Consider the following 19,058-nt stretch of genomic DNA (forward strand, 5'->3'; position numbering starts at 1 on the left):
CAGAAGAAGCCGCAACCGCAGCAGCTGCAGCAGCGCGCCTGGCCGCCGCCAACGACGCCAGCATCCCGACGCCACGTCCGCGCCGCAGCCCGGCATGGACGCCGGCCCGCCTCGGCGTGTACGGCTTCCTGATTGTGGCGGCGCTGTTCTTCCTGCTGCCGCTGTACGTGATGCTGGTGACGTCGGTGAAGCCGATGGAAGAGATCCGCCTCGGTACGCTGTTCGCGCTGCCGCAGCACCTGACGCTGGAGCCGTGGGTGCAAGCCTGGTCCTCGGCCTGTACCGGCCTGGAATGCGGCGGCATCCGCAGCGGCTTCTGGAACTCGGTCGCCATCGTGGTACCGAGCACCATCCTGTCGATTGCCATCGGCGCGGTGAACGGCTATGCACTGTCGTTCTGGCGTCCGCGCGGCGCCGGCCTACTGTTCGCGATCCTGATGATGGGCGCCTTCATTCCGGTGCAGGTGATGATTTATCCGCTGGTGCGGGTGCTGGCGTCGGTGAATCTGTTCAGCTCTCTGCCGGGCATCATCATCATCCACACCATCTTCGGCATGCCGGTGATGACGCTGTTGTTCCGCAATTACTACGCGGCGCTGCCGATGGAATTGTTCAAGGCGGCGCGCATCGATGGCGGCGGTTTCTGGCGCATCTTCCTGCAGCTGATGCTGCCGATGTCGACGCCGGTGATCGTGGTGGCGGTGATCATGCAGGTGACCGGCATCTGGAACGACTTCCTGCTTGGCCTGGTGTTTGCCGGTTCCGAACACCTGCCGATGACGGTCCAGCTGAACAACATCATTAACACCACCACCGGCGAGCGCCTGTACAACGTCAACATGGCGGCGACCATCTTGACGTCGATCGTGCCGCTGGCGCTCTACTTTATTTCTGGCCGCTGGTTCGTGCGCGGCATCGCCTCTGGCGCTGTGAAGGGTTAAATCATGTCTAACGTAGCTATTCGTAATTTGCAGATCCAGCTGGGCGGCAACAAGGTGATTGAATCGCTCAACCTCGACGTGAAGGCGGGGGAGTTCGTGGTGCTGCTGGGGCCTTCGGGCTGCGGCAAGTCCACGCTGCTGCATAGTATCGCGGGCCTGATCGATACCAGCGCCGGCCAGATCGAAATCGGCGGCAAGGACATGACCTGGGCCGACCCGAAGGATCGCGGCATTGCCCTGGTGTTCCAGTCCTATGCGCTGTATCCCACCATGAACGTAGAAGCGAATATGTCCTTCGGCCTGCGCATCAACGGCACGCCGAAGGCGGAGATTACCCGCCGCGTGACGCGCGCTTCCGACATGCTGCAACTCGGGCCGCTGTTGAAGCGCAAGCCGGCCAACCTGTCGGGCGGCCAGCGTCAACGCGTGGCGATCGGCCGCGCCATCGTGCGCGAAGCGGACGTAATGCTGTTCGATGAGCCGCTGTCCAACCTCGACGCCAAGCTGCGCACGGAGCTGCGGCGCGAACTGAAACAGCTGCACAAGCAACTCGGCGCCACCATGATCTACGTGACCCACGACCAGGTGGAGGCGATGACGCTGGCGCAGCGCATGGCGGTGATGAAGGGCGGCGTGGTGCAGCAATTCGACACGCCGGACGTCATCTACAACACCCCGGCCAATCTGTTCGTGGCGACCTTCCTTGGTTCGCCGGGCATGAATCTGTTCAAGGGCACGCTGGAGCAGCAGGGTGGCAAGACCATCTTCAGCAACCAGCACCTGTCGGTCGATGTGACCGGCTATCCATTCAAGCAGCCGCTCACCGGCAAGCACGATTGCGTGCTGGGCGTGCGGCCGGAGGACATCGACGTCGGGCATGGTGACGGCGTCGCTGGCGGTGCAGCAGTGCGCGCATCGGTCTCGCTGATCGAGGCCATGGGCGCGCACCGCGTAGTGTGGCTGGACTTCCACGGCACCCAGGTTGCGGGCATCGTGCAGGACCAGTTGCAGATCGAGACCGAGAAGGACATCCATTTCTCGATCCGTACCAATCGTATTTCCCTGTTTGACGGAGCCAGCGAACAGCGGCTCTAAAGAATCGTAGTTGCTAAATCACCGGGTCTGCCATGGTATGGCCCGACGCCTAGGTGCGTCTTGTGGTGGAACCGGTTCCACTTGGAATAAGCGAGGAGACATCAATGAAAAAAACAGTTCTAGCTTTAAGTATCGCCCAGATGATGTTGAGCGGCGGCGTAGCATACGCGCAGCAGCAACAGCAACCACCTGCAGCCGCCACCCCGGCCGCCGGCGACAACATGGAAAAGATCATCGTCACCGCCACCCGCCGCGACACGCTGGTGCAGGACACGCCGCTGGCCATCACCGCCTACACGCAGGACACGCTGGCCAACAACCAGGTCAAGGACCTGGCGACCATGACCGCCATGGTGCCTAGTCTGGTGGTGGAGCCGCACAGCGATTCGGGCGGCGTCCACGTCTACATGCGCGGCGTCGGCTCGGCCAATCACACGGAGCTGGGCGACCCGGCAGTGGCGTTCTATGTGGACGGCATCTACGTGCCACGTCCACAAGGCGCCACGGCGCTGATGTATGACCTGAACCACGTCGAGGTGGCGCGCGGCCCGCAAGGCACGCTCAACGGCCGCAACTCGACCGCCGGCGCGGTCAACCTGGTGTCCGGCGCGCCAAGCACCGCCAAGGTGTTCGGCTCGGCCAGCGTCACCATCGGCGACTATCATCACATTCAGACGCAGGCGATGATCAACATCCCGCTCAGCGACGACATCGCGCTGCGCATCGCCGCCATCAAGGATCAGCATGACGGCTATGTCGATTTCCTTAAGGGTTCCAACGTCTCGCCGGGCGCGCAGAAGTACGGTGCGGGCAACCAGTCGGGCGCGCGCGCCTCGCTGCTGTGGAAGTTCACACCGGAGCTGAAGGCCACCTTCATCGCCGACTATTACAGCGACACCGGCGCCGGCAATATCTACCTGTCGGCCGAACCAAAGCCGGGCCAGAACCTGCGCTCCGCGCTGATCGATACGCCGGGTAACCTGGACCAGTCGATCATCACCGCCAAGACCAAGGTCGAATGGCGTCCAATGGAAGGCATCGCCACCCAGTACCTCGGCGCGTGGAGTCGCTTGAAACGGACTAACGCCAGCGACGCGGACGCCGGCTTCTACCCAGGCTTCAAGGCCGAGAACCGCACCGAATGGTCGCAGTTCGACAGCGTCTCCAACGAGGTGCAGGTGCGTTCGGAATATGACTCGCCGCTGCAGTGGGTGGGCGGCTTGTTCTTCTTCCGCGAGAAGAACAAGGTACGCTTCGACATCGACCGCAGCCAGATTTCAGAAGCCATGCTGGCGCAGGATATCGCCAACGGCAGCGTGATCTTCGTCCAGCCGACGGTTGGCCAGTACGCATCGGCCATGTCCTTCATTCAAGGTGACCGCGAGCTGCATTCCAAGGCCGCCTTTGCGCAAGCCAGCTACGATATCGATCCGGTCTGGAAGCTGACCGCCGGCGCGCGCTATACCAAGGACCACAAGTTCGACATCGGCGGCCAGAACTGGGCTTGCCCGAACTGGCCGGACAACGCGCCGCGCGGCGCCACGCTGACGCCGAGCCAGATCGCGCAACTGGTCACGCCTGGCGTGGGCACCATCAACACCCACAACATCGGGCCGGGCGGCGTGGTGAATCAAGCCACTTGCGGCAATACCTATGGCGACAACACGGCCGATCTGGCATATGGCCAGGCGACCTGGCTGGGCCGGGTTGAGTACAAGGTATCGCCGGATATCCTGACCTTCGCTTCGGTGACCACCGGCTTCCACTCGCCGGCCATCGGCGACGGCGGTGCTACTACCAAGCCTGAAAAGCTGACCAGCTATGAACTCGGCTTCAAGTCGGACCTGCTGAACAAGCAGCTGTCGCTGAACATCGACGCCTTCTGGATGAAGTACAAGGACAAGCTGGAATCGCAAGTGGTCAACAATACGCTGCAAAACTTCAACGCGGCCGGTGCTTCGGTCAAGGGCGTGGAAGCGGAGTGGATGTGGCGGCCGACCAGCGTCGACCGCTTCAGCGGCAACGCGACGTGGCTGAAGGCGCGCTATGACGACTTCCTGTCGTGCGACGTCGATGCGGCACGCGCCAATGGTCAGGCCTGCGGCACCACCGCGCCGACCGTCAACGTCGGCGGCACCGTGCTGAAACACGCGCCGACCTTTGCCAGTACGCTGATGTACGAGCGTGACTTCGACATCGGCAAGGGCCGTATCACGCCGCGTATCTCGGCGCACTACGAGACCAAGTCGTTTGTCGGTTCGGGCGCGTTCGCCAACGACGTGCCGGGCCATCCAGGCGTGAAGATGCAGGAATCGTACACCACGCTGGACCTGAGCCTGCGCTTCGAGCCGCGCAACAAGGCTTACACGGCGGAGCTGTTCGTCAACAATGCCACCGACAAGGAAGTGAAGTACGACGCGATCGAAGTCTGCACGCAGGTTGGCGCACCATGCCAGCCGACGCAGCAGATCTGGGCGGCGTACTACAACAACCCGCGCACCTTTGGTGGTCGCGTGTCGGTGAAGTTCTAAGTGTCCGACGCCGCGCTCGCGCCCATGGCGGCGCCGGCGCGGCGGTTGGCGTCGTTGTCGCCTGCGCGAAGGCCGCGCAGCGCCGGCAGCAACGCCGCGATCGCCAGCAAGGCTACCGCGCCATGCGTCAGATAGGTCAGCGGATAGCCGAACCGCATGACCAGGTAGCCCGCCACCACGTTGCTCGACGCCGCGCCGATGCCTTGCACCGTCATCACCGCCGCCAGCGCGAGGTTGAAATGACCGCTGCCGCGCGTCAGTCGCTCCACCATGAACGGCGTCAGGATGCCGAGCAGGCCGACGCCGACGCCATCGAGCAGCTGCACCGGGTAGATCATGTCAAACTCGGAAAAATTCCAGGCCAGCAGGCCGCGTAGCGGGAGACTCAGTAAGGCCAGCACGGCGGCCGGACCGGCCCGGCGCGCGCGCAGCAGCCATGGCGCCGCCAGCGCCGCTCCCAGTGCGGCCACTTGCGACACCATGGTGATGACGGCCGTGGTTTCGAACGGCCGCTGCATCTGCACCGCGAACTGCTGCGCGATCAGCCGCGCCAGCGGGGCGTTGCCGAAGTGGAACAGCGCCAACGCCAGGCTCAGCCATAATAGCGGACGGTTGCCGGCCAGCGCGCGCAAAGAGGAGGGCTGGGCCACTGCGCTGGCGCCGACATCGCCGCCGCAGTCAGCGCCGGCCATGCCGCGTGCCGCCGCGTGGTCGATGCTGCCCGGCGCGATAGACAAGGTAGCGGCAACCGTGGCTGCGGTGGTAACCAGCATCAGCGCCGCCACGCCCGGCAGGCCGAACCACACGCTGGCGGCCCAGGTGCCGCCCATCAGCACCAGATTGCCGGCGTGGTTCCACGATTCGTTCTTGCCCAATTGCGGGCCGAAGCGCTGGGCGCCGACCAGCCCCAGCGTGATGGCCGCGACGGCCGGTCCGATCAGCACCCCGGCCACCGCCGCCAGCGCCTGGGTGCTGAACACCATCCAGCGGCTCGGCGCGGCGAGGCACAAAAAACTCATCAGCGTAATCAGCGTGACCGGCGCCACCACCAGCAAACGCTTGGCATGGCTGCGATCGGTCAGCGCGCCGGCCGGCATGCCGGCCACCAGTCCCAGCACGCCGCCGACGGTCGCCAGCAGGCCAAGATACATCGGCGCCCAGCCCTTGGTGCTCAGGTAGGCGTCCAGAAAGGGACCGAGGCCATCGCGCGCATCGGCGAGGAAAAAATTCAGCAGGCCCAGCGCCAGCAGGTTGGCGCGGGACGGTGCGCGCGCTGCCTGCATCATGACGTCACCTGCAACAGCAGCAGCGCCGCCAGCAAGCCGGCCGGCATGACGACGGCGCCCAGCTTGAGGAATTGCCAGGCGCCGACCTGCACGCCTTCGCGCCGCAACATGGCCAGCCACAGAATAGTCGCCAGCGAGCCGCTGACCGACAGGTTCGGCCCGATGTCGATGCCGATCAGCGCGGCCGCGCGCAGTGGCATCGGCGCGGCCAGATGGTCGAGCGTGGCGGCGCCCAGCAGGCCGGCCGGCAGGTTGTTGACCAGATTGCAGGCGACCGCCAGGATGGTCCCGGTGAGTTGGTTCGCCATGCTCGGCGCGGCGGCCTGCAGTTGTTGCTGCTGCACCGCAAGCGCTGCGACGACGCCATGCTGCTGCAGCGTTTCGATCAGCACGAACAGGCCGGCCACCATCAGCAGCACATCCCACGACAAGGACCGCAGCAAGGCGATGGGATTGCCGCCGCCGCGCGCAGCGGTCAGCAGCAGCGCGACACCGGCGGCGGCCAGCGTGACCGGGCCCAGCTCGATGCCGTAGGCCGACGCCAGGCCCAGCACCGCAGCGGTGCCGGCCAGCGCGCTGACGGTCAAGCGGCCGGCCGGCGTCAGCCTCGGCGTGTCGACGTCGGCGCGGATGGTGGCCGGCAGGTCGGTCCGCAGCAGGTAGCGCAGTGCGAAATACGTGGCGAGGATGGCGCCCAGTGACGGCAGCAGGAACAGCGCCAGCCAATGCGCCAGGCTCGGCATGTTGGCGCCGAGCACCACCAGATTGGCGGGGTTGGACACCGGCAGCACAAAGCTGGCGGCGTTGGCGACGAAGGCGCAGATCAACAGATAGGGCAACGGCGGCGCATCGACTGCGCGCGCGACGGCGTACACGGCCGGCGTCAACACTACTGCGGTGGCGTCGTTGGACAGTGTTACCGTGACCAGCGTGCCGGCCAGGTAGACCAGTAGGAACAGCCTGCGGCCAGAGCCGGCGGCGGCGCGCCCGGCGTGCGCCGCCAGCCAGTCGAACACGCCCTGGCGCCGGCCCAGTTCCGCCAGCGTCATCATGCCGGCCAGGAACATATAGACGTCATAGCCGCGCGCCACCCCGGGCAGCACCTGCGACGGCGGAATCAGCTTGAAGACGATCAACGCCAGCACCGCCAGCGACGCCCAGATGGCTTCCGGCAGGCCCCATGGGCGCAACACGATGGCGGTCATGGTCAGGCCGGTGATGGCCCACAATAAGGGTTCAGTCGACATGTGGTGACGGTGGCTGTGGTGGTGAAGGGGGATTGAGAACCGTGGCGGCTGCCGCCCGGGCGGTGGCCAGGTCGCTTGCTGCGACGATCGCTTCCATGGCCAGGCCTTGCGGCCCGCGCGAGCCGATGCCGATGGCGGCGAATAACTGGCCGGGACGCAACGGCGCACGCACCAGGTCCGGCCGGAAGTAAATCAGGCTGCCGTCGGCGAGGATGACGCCGTTGGCTTCGCCGCGCGGACCGTGCAGCACCAGGTCGATGGGACCGGTGGCTTCGCAGCGTTCGAGTGGCTTGCGCGCGGGCGGCGGGGATGGCGGCAGCGCGGGCGGGCTGGGCGGCTGGTCGTCCGCCGTGCTCCCGGAAACCAGGTTGATCACGGCGACGGCGCGAATGGCGCCATCCGCCATTTTGTTGCCGATCACGCGGATGCGCTCGCCGACAGGCGCCGCTGTCGCTACCGAGTTCGCCATCAGTGGACCGAACACCACCACACGGCCGTCGGCGAGGCGCAGGCCATTGAGCTCGCCGTAAGGCGTGGTCAGATAGCGCTGCACGACGCCGTCGGCTACGTCCGACGTGGCTGGCGGCGGCGCATCGGCGCGCACCGGGGCCGCGCCGACGGTCGCCAGCGCGGCTGTGAGCACCAGGGCAGCCAAATGCCGGGTGACGATCATGGTAGCGGTTCCTCGCGCCGGGTTAACGTTGCGGAATAGCCGGAGGCGGCGGTGGCGGCGGGACATCCGCACCTGGCGCAGGTGGCGGCGGCGGTGGAGGCGCGTCCGCGCCGGGTGCCGGTGGTCGCGCGCCCGGATCACGCGGTGGTTGTGGCGGCGGTGGCGCTGGGCGGGCCGGCGCTGCGGCTGCGAGGCGAGCCGCTCTGTCCGGACGCGGCGGCGGTGCTGGCGCCGCAGCAGGTGGTGCCGGCGGGACGCCCGTTGCCCCTTCCAGCGGAACTGGGGGTGCCGGCGGTGGTGACGGTGGCGCGGCCTGGTCAGGCGGTGGCGGCACTTGCGCGGCGATGGCGCCGGTGGTCAGGGTTGCCAGGCCCAGGGCGAGCGACAGCAGGGAAGATTGGATAACGTTCATGATGTACTCCTTCTGTAAGAGGTGTACCCATGACTATGCAGATCCCGTGCCATGCCGGACTGTGCCTGATTTGCGCAAATCAGTGCGGCCGCAACAGACAATGTGTCCGCTTTGGTGACGATGGGCCGTCACCAAAGCGGACAACTGTCACTATTCGATGTCGTATTGCGCCAGTTTGCGGTACAGCTGTTGCCGCGACAGGCCCAGACGCCGCGCCGCTTCGCTGCGGTTGCCGTCGGCGACAGCCAGCGCCCGCCGCAGCATGCAGGATTCCAGCAGTTCCACCGCGCGATCGAGCGGTCCGTCCCAGTCGATCTCCGCGGTGCCGGCCGGCGTGGCTGCCACCGTCACTGGTGCTGTCGCTGTCGCCGCTGTCGCTGCCTCAGTGGCTGGCGCCGCGTCCAGTCCGAGGTGTTCAACGTCGATCAAGTCCCCCTCGCTGAGGGCGATGGCGCGCAGTATGGTGTTGCGCAACTCGCGCACATTGCCCGGCCACGGGTGGCCTTGCAGCGCGGCCAGCGCCGCCGGCGCCAGACGCTTGGCGCGGCCATGCGCATGCTGCCGCAGGAAATGCGCGGCCAGCAGCGCCACGTCGCCGTCGCGCGCGCGCAGCGGCGGCAGCTTGATGGTGATGACCTGCAGGCGATACCACAAGTCGGCGCGGAAGCGGCCGGCCGCCACCTCCGCTTCCAGATCGCGATGGGTGGCGGCCACCACCCGCAAGTCGACCGCCACCGCCTGCCGGCCGCCGACCGGCGTCACTTCGCGCTCCTGCAGCACGCGCAGGATCTTGGCCTGGGTCGGCAACGCCATGTCGCCGATTTCGTCGAGGAAGAGGGTGCCGCCGTCGGCTTCGCGGAAGCGCCCGAGCCGGTCGCTGGCGGCGCCCGAGAACGCGCCTTTGACATGGCCGAACAGTTCGCTCTCCAGCAGCTCGGCCGGAATCGCCGCGCAGTTGACCGCGACGAAAGGACCGGCCGCGCGGGCGCTGTTGGCGTGCAGTGCCTGCGCCACCAGTTCCTTGCCGGTGCCGGTTTCCCCCAGCACCAGCACCGAGTTATCGCTGTCCGCCACCAGTCCGATGCGCTTGAAGATGGCCCGCATCGGTGCGCTATTGCTGAGCATTTGTTCGCCGGCCTGGGTGTCGTCGTCGACCGCCTCGGCGACCGCCGGCTGATGCGCGCGCAGCGCGCGGGCCAGCGCCTGCGCCAGCTCGTCGCGGCCGACCGGCTTGGTCAAATGGTCGAAGGCGCCCAGGCGCATGGCGTCGATGGTGTTGGAGCCGCTGGCATAAGCTGTCAGCACGATGCACGGCAGACCAGGCGCCGTTGTCGCCGCCGTGCGCAGGAACGCCAGGCCATCGTCGCCGGGCAGGCGCAAATCCACCAGCGCCAGATCGATGGCGCCGTCGCCCAGGCTGGCCAGGCCGGCTTCGCAGCTGCCGGCCTGGCGCACCTGGTAACCCAGATCGTCCAGCGTCTCGGCCAGCGTCATGCGGAATGCGGTGTCATCGTCAACGATCAGTATCAAGGCCATGGCAACTCCAGTGCAATGCGGGTGCCGCGCTGGCGTGCGGTGTCCAGGCTGACCCGGCCACCGTGTGCCTGAACCACCTCCCTGACCACCGCCAGCCCCAGCCCGGTGCCACCCTCGCGGCCGGTCACCAATGGGTCAAACAGCGTGGGGCGCAGCGCTGGCGGCACGCCGTTGCCGTCGTCGGCCACCCATATAAGAAGTTGCTCGCCGTCGCGCGCCGCCCCCAGCTCGATATGGCCGCCGACGGGCGTATGGGCCAGTGCATTCCACAGCAGATTATCGATCACGCGCGCCATGTGGGCCGGATCGAACAGGGGCAGGCCGCGCGCCGCTTGCGCCAGTTCCGGCTGGACCGCCAGCGCGGTGGTCAGGCCGAGGTCGGCGGCGGCGTCGGCGTGGGCCAGCAGGCGCTGCGCGAACCAGTCGTCCAATGCCACCGGCGTGCGCTGGGGATGAAACGGCTGTGTCAGCGCCAGCAGGCTGGAGATCAGCGTTTCCAGGCGCTGCACCTGCAACAGTGTGGTGCGCAGGGCTGCGTCGGTGCGTGCTTCGCGCTTGGCCGGCGGTGCCGCCAGTGCGTTGTCCACTTTCATGCGGATGGTGCCGAGCGGATTGCGGATTTCGTGCGCCAGCCCGGCCGCCAGGCTGCCCAGCGCGGCCATCCGTTCGCTGGCGGCCAGCAGAGCGCCGAGCCGCTGCGCCTCGCGGCCCCAGCGCGTCAGCAGGAAGGCGAACCAGCCGCCCGCCAGCAGCAATGAGCCGAGCAGCAGGCTGACCGCCAGCACCAGGTGATTCAGGGTGCCGGCGGCGATGGTGGCGACACGGGTCAGGGTCCATCCGGCCAGGTCGGCCGAGACGGGGCAGGCGCTGTAGACGACCGCCTCGCGCAGGCCAGGCCGGACGTCGAAGACCGCCGCGCCGCCGGCCAGCGCCTGCTGGGACAAGGCGGCAATGCGCGGCAGTTCTGCTGCCGGGGCGTCGTTCTTGACGCCGCTGCCGTCATACGTGGGAAAGGCGTACGCATACACGCCGCGCTGGGTCGTCCACAAGCCGCCTTCGAAGCCGGCGTCCTCGCGCAGTGCCATGTCGACCACGGCGCGCTCCAGCGCTTCGCCGCCGGTCTGGCGCACATTCATGCGTTCGACGCCGGAGCGCATGATCTGGCAAATCACCGCCGCGCGCGCGCGGGCCGATGCCACCTGGGCATCAGCGCCTTGCCGTCCCAGTTGCAGCAGCAGCCAGATCAGCGCCATCACCATGGCGGCAATCGCTGCCCACAGCCAGGACAAATCGCGTTTCAGCATGCCGCTCAGCGCCACGGGAGTCTTTCATCGTTGATGTTGCAACGATTATAGGCGGCGCTTGCGGGTTTTCTGTATCGTGGCGTACATAGCTCAGCGATTGGCGTGGCGCGCCACCGAGCCGCGCACCGTCACCGTTACCGGGAACGCGCGCGCGATTTCGTGCTGGGTGCCGTAGCAGATGTTGAGCAGCCAGCGCACCGCGTTCTGCGTCAGCTGCTGCATCGGGATGTGCACCGAGGTCAGGCCCGGTGACGAGAATTCCGCCGAATAGTCATCGTCATAGCCGACGATCGACACGTCATCCGGCACGCGCACGCCGGCGCGGTGGAAGCACGACATGGCGCCGACCGCCATTTCATCATTCGCGCAAAACAGGCCGGTGAACTGGCTGCCTTCGTTGAGCAGCTGCTGGGTGGCGCCAAAGCCGCCTTCGCGCGAGAAGTCCGATGCGATCAGGCGCACGGCATCGCGTTCGATGCCGTGGCGCGCCAGTTCGTCGAAGAAGCCGTTCAAACGCTCCTCATTGTCCGAGGTGCCGATCGGGCCGGAAATCACCGCCAGCTGGCGATGGCCGGCGTCCAGCAAGGTGCGCGCCGCCAGTTCGCCGCCGTGGTAGTGGTCCGGGCAGAACGACGACGCCTCCAGGCCCGGACTGCGGCGGTTGAGGAAGGCCATCTTGGGATGCATCTTGTGCAGCATCTGCATGTCTTCATCCAGCAAATCGTGACCCAGCACCACGATGCCGTCGCAATCGCGGCCGATCAGGAACTTGACCGCTTCGATGGCTTCATCGCGCGGCGTGCCGTCGCCGCAGCCGGTGGCCACCACCACGTGGCGGCGCATGGCGCGCAGTTCGATGTCGGTTTGCTTGAGGATGGTGCCGTAGTAGGCGCCGAAGAAGGAGGGGCAGAAAATGCCGATCATGCCCAGCGACTGCGCCGACAGCGAACGGCCGATGGAGGAGGGGCGGAAGTTGAGTTGCTCGATGGCGGCTTGCACCTTCTTCATCGCTTCCGCCGAGACCGGGCCGGCGCCGGAAATGGCGCGCGATGCTGTCGACATGCCTACACCTGCAAGCATTGCGACGTCTTTCAGTGTTGCCACACAATCTCCTCTAGCAATGGGCGTTAAGCCACTATCGTAACATGGTATAATCGTCGATTGCTCGTAATTATTGTGAAGCTTTAGGCAACCATATGCAATCGCAACCACTCTCCCGTTTTCCCCAGCCAGCCGCCGGCGCGCCAGCACCGAAAGTGGGCTTTGTATCGCTCGGCTGCCCTAAAGCGCTGGTCGACTCCGAACAGATCCTGACCCAGCTGCGTGCTGAGGGTTACGAGACCGCCAAGTCCTACGCCGGCGCCGATCTGGTAATCGTCAACACCTGCGGCTTCATCGACGCCGCCGTGCAGGAATCGCTGGACGCCATCGGCGAAGCGCTGGCCGAAAACGGCAAGGTGATTGTCACCGGCTGCCTGGGCGCCAAGAAGGACGCCGCCGGCGACGACATCATCACCAAAGTCCACCCGAAGGTGCTGGCCGTCACCGGCCCGCACGCGCTAGCTGAAGTGATGGATTCGGTCCACCTGCACCTGCCTAAACCGCACGAGCCGTTCATCGACCTGATTCCGGCGCAGGGCATCAAGCTGACGCCGAAGCATTACGCCTACCTGAAAATCTCGGAAGGCTGTAACCACCGCTGCTCGTTCTGCATCATTCCATCGATGCGCGGCGACCTGGTGTCGCGTCCTATCGGCGAACTGCTGCTGGAAGCGGAAAACCTGTTCAAGTCGGGCGTCAAGGAACTGCTGGTGATCTCGCAGGATACCTCGGCCTACGGCGTCGACGTCAAGTTCCGTACCGGCTTCTGGAACGGCCGTCCGATCAAGACCCACATGACGCAGCTGATGGAAGCGCTGGGCGAACTGGCCAAGTCCTACGGCGCCTGGGTGCGCATGCACTACGTATATCCATACCCGCACGTCGACCAGGTGATCCCGCTGATGGGCGAACACATTCTGCCGTATCTGGACATTCCGATGCAGCACGCGCATCCCGATGTGCTGAAGCGCATGAAGCGTCCGGCCAGCGGCGAGAAAAACCTGGACCGCATCCTGGCCTGGCGCAAAATGAATCCGGACCTGACCATCCGCTCGACCTTCATCGCCGGCTTCCCTGGCGAGACGGAAGAGGAATTCGAATACCTGCTGGACTTCCTGAAGGAAGCGCAGATCGACCGCCTGGGCTGCTTCGCCTACTCGCCGGTGGAAGGCGCCACCGCCAACGAACTGGCCAATCCGGTGCCGGAAGAAGTGCGCGAAGAGCGCCGCGGCCGCGTGATGCTGCTGCAGGAAGAAATCTCGAAAGCGCGCCTGAAAGCGAAAGTCGGCAAGACCGTGCGCGTGCTGATCGATGAAGTCAACCGTACCGGTGGCGTGGGCCGCTCGGCTGCCGACGCGCCGGAAATCGACGGCGTGGTGTACGTCAAGCCGCCGTACGAACCGCACAAGAAGCTGGCCGTCGGCCAGTTCGTCGATGTGAAAATCACCACGTCCGACGCGCATGATTTGTGGGGCGAGGCGCTTTAAGGCGTTTTTCTCGATACATCCACTATAATAAAGGCGGACCGGCGTTATCGCGGTCCGCCTTTTTTTGTTAGTGAGCCTTATGCGTGACTTGAAACTCCCGGCGGCGCTTGCCGCCTGCCTGCTGGCCTGCCTGCTGGCGCGGCCTGTCATGGCCGCCGAGGCGGTCATTGCACCTGTGATGCTGGAAGAGATGACCAGCACCGAGCTGCGCACCCGCATCGACGCCGGCGCCACCACCGCCATCATTCCCATCGGCGGCACCGAACAAAGCGGTCCCTATATCGCGCTGGGCAAGCACAATGTGCGCGCCACCGTGCTGGCGCGAATGATCGCGCAAAAGCTCGGCAATGCGGTGGTCGCCCCGGTAGTGGCTTACGTCCCGGAAGGCAGCATCACGCCGCCGGCCGGCCACATGAAATTTGCCGGCACCCTGTCGATTCCTGAATCCACCTTCGAAGAGCTGCTGGTCGCCACCGCGCAGAGCCTGCGCCAGCATGGCTTCCGCCGCATTGTCTTCATCGGCGACCATGGCGGTTACCAGAAAAGCGAAACCCGCGTGGCGCAGAAACTGAACAAGGCCTGGGCCAAGGACGGCGACGCTGCGGCCCTGGCGCTGCTGGCCTACTACGACGTCACGCAGGAACCGTTTATCGCCGACCTTGAAAAGCGCGGCTACAGCAAGGCCGAAATCGGCCTGCACGCCGGCCTGGCCGATGCGGCGCTGATGCTGGCTACCGATAAATCCCTGGTGCGTACCGAGGCGCTGGCCAAAGGGCCGTCGCCGACCGCAGCGCAAGGCGTGCGCGGTGACGCGCGCCGCGCTACCGCCGAATTGGGCAAGCTTGGCGTGCAGCGCATTGTCGACGCCTCGGTGGCAGCGATTTCCGATTTTGCGGCGCATGGCGCGCCGTCTACTTCTAGTAAAGCATCCAAATGAAAACTAATCGTATCGTCTTTGCGGCGCTGGCCGTCGCTGGTTTGATCGGCGCTGGCGGTTTGCTGGCTGTCGCCAATATGGAGAATGCGCAGGCTGCACAAGCCGCGCCGGCCGCCGGTACTGCGCCTGCGGCGGCGCCGGTCAACGTCTACGCCGGCATCGGCCCGGCCAATATGAGCCCAGCCACCAAGGACCAGCTGCAACGCGTCTACGTGCCTAACCTGCGCTCCAATGACGTGTATGTGATCGATCCGGAAACGCTGAAGGTGGTCGACAAGTTCAAGGTCGGCGTCGGCCCGCAGCACGTGGTGCCGGCCTACGACCTGCAAACACTGTGGGTGGCGAATAACGCCGAGCGCACTAACAAGGGCAGCCTGACGCCGATCGATCCGCGCACCGGCAAGCCTGGCCCACAGGTGGCGGTGGACGACCCATACAATATGTACTTCTCGCCGGACGGAAAATCCGCCATTGTGGTGGCGGAAGCGTTGCACCGCCTGGACTTCCGCGATCCGAAGACGATGGCGATGCAGTACGCGATCGATGTGCCGCAATGCGGCGGCATCAACCACGCCGACTTCTCGCCGGACGGCCGCTACGCCATGTTCACTTGCGAATTCGACGGCGCCGTGGCGCGCATCGACCTCGCCGCCCGCAAGGTGGACGGCTATCTGAAGCTGTCCATGCCGGCCACGCGCTTCTCCGAAAAAGACCCGATCGACCAGTTGTTGGCGAATGAGGTGTGCAGCAAGAAGAAGGGCATGCCGCAGGATATCCGCGTCTCGCCGGACGGTAAGCGTTACTACATCGCCGACATGGACGCCGACGGCGTGCACATCGTCGATGCGTCCACCTTTACCAAGGTCGGCTTCATCCCGACCGGCGTTGGCGCGCACGGCCTGTATCCAAGTCGTGACGGCACCAAGCTGTATGTGGCCAACCGTGGCACGCACAATATTCACGGCAAGCGTAAAGGCAAGGGCCGCGTGACGGTGATCGACTTCGCCAGCGAAAAAGTGGTATCCCAATGGGCGATTCCCGGCGGCGGCAGCCCGGACATGGGCAACGTCAGCGCCGACGGCAAATACCTGTGGCTGTCCGGCCGCTTCGATGACGTGGTCTACCGCATCGATACCGCCAACGGCGACGTCAAGCAGGTCAAGGTCGGACAGGAGCCGCACGGCCTGACCGTATGGCCGCAACCAGGCCGCTACTCGCTGGGCCACACCGGCAATATGCGCTGATGGCGACCGTGAAAAAATCCCCACAGACGGCGCTGATCCACACGGATTACAAGGCGCCGGAAGGTTTCGACGCTTTCCCGGTCGGCATCCATCACGCCTCCACGGTGCTGTTCAAGAACGTGGCGGCGATGCGCTCGGGCGAATGGAAAGACAAGAACGCCTATACCTATGGGCTGCATGGCACGCCGACCACGTTTACGCTGGAGGCACGTCTGGCGGAAATCGAAGACGGCAAATACTGCCTGCTGGCGCCGAGCGGCCTGGCCGCGATCTCGATGGTGGATTTCGCATTGCTCAAAACCGGCGATGATGTGCTGCTGCCGGATAACGTCTACAACCCGAATCGGGAACTGGGGCGCTGGCTGTCGGCCGATTTCGGCATCACTGCGCGCTACTATGATCCGCTGATCGGCGCGGGCATCGCGGCGCTGATCCTGCCGAATACAAAGCTGATCTGGACCGAGGCGCCGGGATCGGTGTCGATGGAAGTGCCGGACCTGCCGGCCATCTGCAAGGCGGCGCATGAACGCGGCCTGCTGGTGGCGCTGGATAACACCTGGTCTGCCGGCCTGGCGTTGCGCGGCTTCGATCTGGGCGTGGACATCATCATGCAGGCGCTGACCAAGTACCAGTCCGGCGGTTCCGATGTGCTGATGGGCGCCGTCATCACGCGCGACCGCGAGCTACATGACCGCATCAGCCTTGCGCACATGCGTCTGGGCCTGGGTGTGGGGGCGGACGATGCGTATCTGGTTCAGCGCGGCTTGCCGACCATGCGCCTGCGCTTCGACGCGCACGACGCAGCGGCGCGCAAGCTGGCGGCCTGGCTGCAAACGCGGCCCGAAGTCACCAGGGTGCTGCACCCGGCATTCCCGGAATGTCCCGGCCATGAAACGTGGAAGCGCGATTTCAGCGGCGCCGGCGGCCTGTTCTCGGTGATCTTTGACGAACGTTATACCGAAGCGCAGACCGACCGCTTTGTCGATGCGCTCAAGCTGTTCAAGATCGGCTATAGCTGGGGCGGCGCCAACAGCCTCGTCATGCCGTACCGCATCCAGCATATGCGCAAGGACTGGACCGACAAGGGCATACTGATACGCTTCAACGTGGGCCTGGAAGACGTCCATGATTTAATCGCCGATATCGAGCGGGCATTTGAGGAAATGGCATGAGCAAGTTCTGGAGCAAAGTCGTTCACGGCCTGACGCCATACACGCCGGGCGAACAGGTGCAGATGCCTGGCCTGGTCAAGCTGAATACCAACGAAAATCCCTATGGCCCGTCGCCCAAGGCGATCGCCGCGATGCAGGAAGCGGCCGGCGATGGCTTGCGCAAGTATTCCGATCCGTTCAACGCGGTGGTGAAGGATGCGGTGGCGCGCCGTTTCGGCCTGGCGCGCGAGCAGGTCTTCGTCGGCAATAGCTCGGACGAAGTGCTGGCACATACCTTCCACGCTTTGCTCAAGCACGACTTGCCGCTGCTGACGCCCGATATCAGCTACAGCTTCTATCCAACCTACTGCAGCCTGTATGGCATTGAGGCGGTGTATGTGCCGCTGAACGAGCGCTTCGAGATCGATGTGGCGGATTATCAGCAGCCGTGCGGCGCGATCATCCTGGCCAACCCGAATGCGCCGACCGGCATCGCGCTGCCGCTGGCGCAGATCGAGTCGCTGCTGGTGGCGCATCCGCAGCAGGTGGTGGTAATCGATGAAGCCTATGTCGATTTTGGCGCGCAGAGCGCCTCTGCCTTGCTGGGCCGCTTTGATAACCTGCTGGTGATTCAGACTTTGTCCAAATCGCGTTCGCTGGCTGGATTGCGGGTCGGCTTTGCGCTCGGCCATCCGGACCTGATTGCGGGCCTGGAGCGCGTGAAAAACAGTTTCAATTGCTATCCGCTGGGGCAGGTGCAGCAAGCCGGCGCGGTGGCGGCGCTGGACGATGTGGCCTACATGGAGCAGACGTCGAACGCCATCATCGCCAGTCGCGGGCGGCTGACGGCGCAGATGCAGGCGCTGGGATTCGAGGTGCTGCCATCGCAGGCCAACTTTATTTTCACGCGTCATCCGCAGCACGATGGCGCGCAGTTGGCGGCTGCGCTGCGCGAACGCGCCATTCTGGTGCGCCACTTCAAGTCGGCGCGTATCGACCAGTTCCTGCGCATCACCATCGGCACCGATGAGGAATGCGCCAAGCTGGTGGAAGCGCTCAAGCAAATCCTGGCTTAATCCCGCACCACGCCGGAAGGGCCGATGCGCTGGGCGTTCGGTACGTCCGACATGCGGATGCGGATCAGGTGGCGGCGCTCGTCGGTGTAGGTGGTGCGGCCGTGCAGCATGCGGTGGTTATCGGCCAACATCAGCGTGTCGGTCGGCAGCTGCTCCATGAAGCGCGGCGCTTCCTGCTCCGCCACGCGGTGCATGATCTCTACCGCATCCGCCAGTGCTGGATTATTCATTTCCGGCCGCGCCGCCAGGCCCTTCTTGATCGCGTCATACCGCCAGCGCATGGTGAAGCGGTCACCCGCGCGCAACGGCGGACCAAACACTGGCGCCACATGAAACTCCATCGTCTCATCGCCCGCCGCATACACAGCCGGCACGCGGAACGGCACCGGCGTCGTGCGCAGCAGTTCAAACGCCGCCGTGCCCTCCGCCGTGCGATGCAGCGCGGTATAGATATCGTCCGCATCGATCAGAGTCGAATGGCCGCCGTGGCACTGCGCCGCATTCACCACGTACAGAATGAACTGCTCCTCCGGCATCGGATAGAACGACGAATCGGTATGCATATCGGCGCTGCCCACGCGCTCTGAGAAGGTGACGAAGCGGCCATCGATGCCGGTGTCCGGCCGCGCCTTGACGTCCCACGCCACGCGGCCGGTGCGCTGGTCGGTGGAGGTAGGGTAGCCGAGCATCAGCGTCAGCGCGTACAGCACGGCGTTGCGGCGCTCTTCCGGCAGGCCGCTCAGGCCCAGTCCGCGCAACACCAGCGCATTGGCATCCAGCGCGCGTATCCGTTCGCTCAATTTGCGCAGCGTTGCGACTTCCTTCAGCTCCTGGCGCAGCGCCACTTCGTCCGGATGCGGATAAAAGCCATTGTCATTAAAACCATCGAATCGCCGGCCTAATATCTCAAAGATAATATTGAAATCATTATTCCATGAGAAATCTGCTTCCGCCTGCGCGATGTTTCCTTGATATTTAATTGATGCCAACATGATTACCTCCCCGGTTGTTGAATTTATTCTAGGGATTTTTAATAA

Annotated in this window: 16 protein-coding genes; 8 read left to right on the forward strand and 8 right to left on the reverse strand. The window is 65.0% G+C overall.

Features of this window, described 5'->3' with window-relative positions; all coding sequences use genetic code 11:
* Nucleotides 1-62 precede the first annotated feature (62 nt).
* The 3 genes from HH213_RS24180 (at nt 63) to HH213_RS24190 (ending at nt 4,567) form a co-directional block, all read left to right on the forward strand.
* A complete protein-coding gene (locus tag HH213_RS24180; RefSeq protein ID WP_371875717.1) occupies nt 63-941 on the forward strand; it encodes a carbohydrate ABC transporter permease in 879 nt (292 codons plus the stop codon).
* A 3-nt stretch (nt 942-944) separates the two neighbouring features.
* Nucleotides 945-2,036 (forward strand): ABC transporter ATP-binding protein, encoded by a 1,092-nt coding sequence (locus HH213_RS24185; protein WP_110847629.1) that lies wholly within the window; start codon nt 945-947, stop codon nt 2,034-2,036.
* A 104-nt stretch (nt 2,037-2,140) separates the two neighbouring features.
* Nucleotides 2,141-4,567, forward strand: coding sequence for a TonB-dependent receptor (locus HH213_RS24190; protein ID WP_169113937.1), 2,427 nt, complete (start codon nt 2,141-2,143; stop codon nt 4,565-4,567).
* On the opposite strand, the gene HH213_RS24195 is transcribed toward HH213_RS24190, so the two are convergent.
* From HH213_RS24195 to HH213_RS24225, 7 genes are all read right to left on the reverse strand, one after another.
* Nucleotides 4,564-5,853 carry an MFS transporter gene (locus tag HH213_RS24195; RefSeq protein WP_217363462.1) on the reverse strand — a complete coding sequence of 430 codons (1,290 nt, stop codon included), beginning with the start codon at nt 5,851-5,853 and terminating at the stop codon, nt 4,564-4,566. The two genes, HH213_RS24190 and HH213_RS24195, sit on opposite strands and share 4 nt — an antisense overlap.
* Entirely contained in the window at nt 5,850-7,100 is a 1,251-nt protein-coding gene (locus tag HH213_RS24200) for an SLC13 family permease (RefSeq protein ID WP_169113938.1), read from the reverse strand. The genes HH213_RS24195 and HH213_RS24200 overlap by 4 nt, the downstream gene beginning before the upstream one ends.
* Nucleotides 7,090-7,743: a hypothetical protein gene (locus HH213_RS24205; RefSeq protein ID WP_169113939.1), complete on the reverse strand. Its 654-nt coding sequence runs from the start codon at nt 7,741-7,743 to the stop codon at nt 7,090-7,092. The genes HH213_RS24200 and HH213_RS24205 overlap by 11 nt, the downstream gene beginning before the upstream one ends.
* 52 nt (nt 7,744-7,795) lie before the next feature.
* Nucleotides 7,796-8,185, reverse strand: a complete 390-nt coding sequence (locus HH213_RS24210) for a hypothetical protein (protein WP_169113940.1) — start codon at nt 8,183-8,185, stop codon at nt 7,796-7,798.
* Between the two features lie 150 nt (nt 8,186-8,335).
* On the reverse strand, nt 8,336-9,721 hold the full coding sequence (locus tag HH213_RS24215; protein WP_169113941.1) for a sigma-54-dependent transcriptional regulator: 1,386 nt from the start codon (nt 9,719-9,721) through the stop codon (nt 8,336-8,338).
* Nucleotides 9,712-11,025, reverse strand: a complete 1,314-nt coding sequence (locus HH213_RS24220) for a sensor histidine kinase (RefSeq protein ID WP_169113942.1) — start codon at nt 11,023-11,025, stop codon at nt 9,712-9,714. Before HH213_RS24220 ends, HH213_RS24215 begins: the two co-directional genes overlap by 10 nt.
* 90 nt (nt 11,026-11,115) lie before the next feature.
* Nucleotides 11,116-12,129: a LacI family DNA-binding transcriptional regulator gene (locus tag HH213_RS24225; protein ID WP_169113943.1), complete on the reverse strand. Its 1,014-nt coding sequence runs from the start codon at nt 12,127-12,129 to the stop codon at nt 11,116-11,118.
* A gap of 92 nt (nt 12,130-12,221) precedes the next feature.
* On the opposite strand from HH213_RS24225, the gene rimO reads away from it, so the two are divergent.
* From rimO to hisC, 5 genes are all read left to right on the forward strand, one after another.
* A complete protein-coding gene (gene rimO / locus HH213_RS24230) occupies nt 12,222-13,613 on the forward strand; it encodes a 30S ribosomal protein S12 methylthiotransferase RimO (protein WP_169113944.1) in 1,392 nt (463 codons plus the stop codon).
* Nucleotides 13,614-13,692: 79 nt separating this feature from the next.
* A complete protein-coding gene (locus HH213_RS24235) occupies nt 13,693-14,550 on the forward strand; it encodes a creatininase family protein (protein ID WP_169113945.1) in 858 nt (285 codons plus the stop codon).
* A complete protein-coding gene (locus tag HH213_RS24240) occupies nt 14,547-15,794 on the forward strand; it encodes a YncE family protein (protein WP_169113946.1) in 1,248 nt (415 codons plus the stop codon). The genes HH213_RS24235 and HH213_RS24240 overlap by 4 nt, the downstream gene beginning before the upstream one ends.
* The gene (locus HH213_RS24245; RefSeq protein ID WP_169113947.1) at nt 15,794-16,966 is read left to right on the forward strand and encodes a cystathionine beta-lyase; all 1,173 of its coding nucleotides are present in this window, start codon (nt 15,794-15,796) and stop codon (nt 16,964-16,966) included. The genes HH213_RS24240 and HH213_RS24245 overlap by 1 nt, the downstream gene beginning before the upstream one ends.
* The gene (hisC, locus tag HH213_RS24250; protein ID WP_169113948.1) at nt 16,963-18,021 is read left to right on the forward strand and encodes a histidinol-phosphate transaminase; all 1,059 of its coding nucleotides are present in this window, start codon (nt 16,963-16,965) and stop codon (nt 18,019-18,021) included. Before HH213_RS24245 ends, hisC begins: the two co-directional genes overlap by 4 nt.
* Here hisC and HH213_RS24255 read toward each other — a convergent pair.
* Nucleotides 18,018-19,013, reverse strand: a complete 996-nt coding sequence (locus HH213_RS24255) for a TauD/TfdA family dioxygenase (RefSeq protein ID WP_169113949.1) — start codon at nt 19,011-19,013, stop codon at nt 18,018-18,020. The genes hisC and HH213_RS24255 overlap by 4 nt on opposite strands.
* Nucleotides 19,014-19,058: the final 45 nt, after the last annotated feature.

Source organism: Duganella dendranthematis (assembly GCF_012849375.1).
Classification (GTDB): domain Bacteria; phylum Pseudomonadota; class Gammaproteobacteria; order Burkholderiales; family Burkholderiaceae_D; genus Rugamonas; species Rugamonas dendranthematis.

Excerpts from the sequence above, each read along its gene's own strand:
- hisC (WP_169113948.1), top strand. The coding sequence starts at position 16,963 with ATGAGCAAGTTCTGGAGCAAAGTCGTTCACGGCCTGACGCCATACACG.
- HH213_RS24235 (WP_169113945.1), top strand. The coding sequence starts at position 13,693 with ATGCGTGACTTGAAACTCCCGGCGGCGCTTGCCGCCTGCCTGCTGGCC.
- HH213_RS24200 (WP_169113938.1), bottom strand. The coding sequence starts at position 7,100 with ATGTCGACTGAACCCTTATTGTGGGCCATCACCGGCCTGACCATGACC.
- HH213_RS24190 (WP_169113937.1), top strand. The coding sequence starts at position 2,141 with ATGAAAAAAACAGTTCTAGCTTTAAGTATCGCCCAGATGATGTTGAGC.
- HH213_RS24215 (WP_169113941.1), bottom strand. The coding sequence starts at position 9,721 with ATGGCCTTGATACTGATCGTTGACGATGACACCGCATTCCGCATGACG.
- HH213_RS24255 (WP_169113949.1), bottom strand. The coding sequence starts at position 19,013 with ATGTTGGCATCAATTAAATATCAAGGAAACATCGCGCAGGCGGAAGCA.
- HH213_RS24240 (WP_169113946.1), top strand. The coding sequence starts at position 14,547 with ATGAAAACTAATCGTATCGTCTTTGCGGCGCTGGCCGTCGCTGGTTTG.
- HH213_RS24220 (WP_169113942.1), bottom strand. The coding sequence starts at position 11,025 with ATGCTGAAACGCGATTTGTCCTGGCTGTGGGCAGCGATTGCCGCCATG.
- HH213_RS24195 (WP_217363462.1), bottom strand. The coding sequence starts at position 5,853 with ATGATGCAGGCAGCGCGCGCACCGTCCCGCGCCAACCTGCTGGCGCTG.
- HH213_RS24210 (WP_169113940.1), bottom strand. The coding sequence starts at position 8,185 with ATGAACGTTATCCAATCTTCCCTGCTGTCGCTCGCCCTGGGCCTGGCA.
- rimO (WP_169113944.1), top strand. The coding sequence starts at position 12,222 with ATGCAATCGCAACCACTCTCCCGTTTTCCCCAGCCAGCCGCCGGCGCG.
- HH213_RS24185 (WP_110847629.1), top strand. The coding sequence starts at position 945 with ATGTCTAACGTAGCTATTCGTAATTTGCAGATCCAGCTGGGCGGCAAC.
- HH213_RS24245 (WP_169113947.1), top strand. The coding sequence starts at position 15,794 with ATGGCGACCGTGAAAAAATCCCCACAGACGGCGCTGATCCACACGGAT.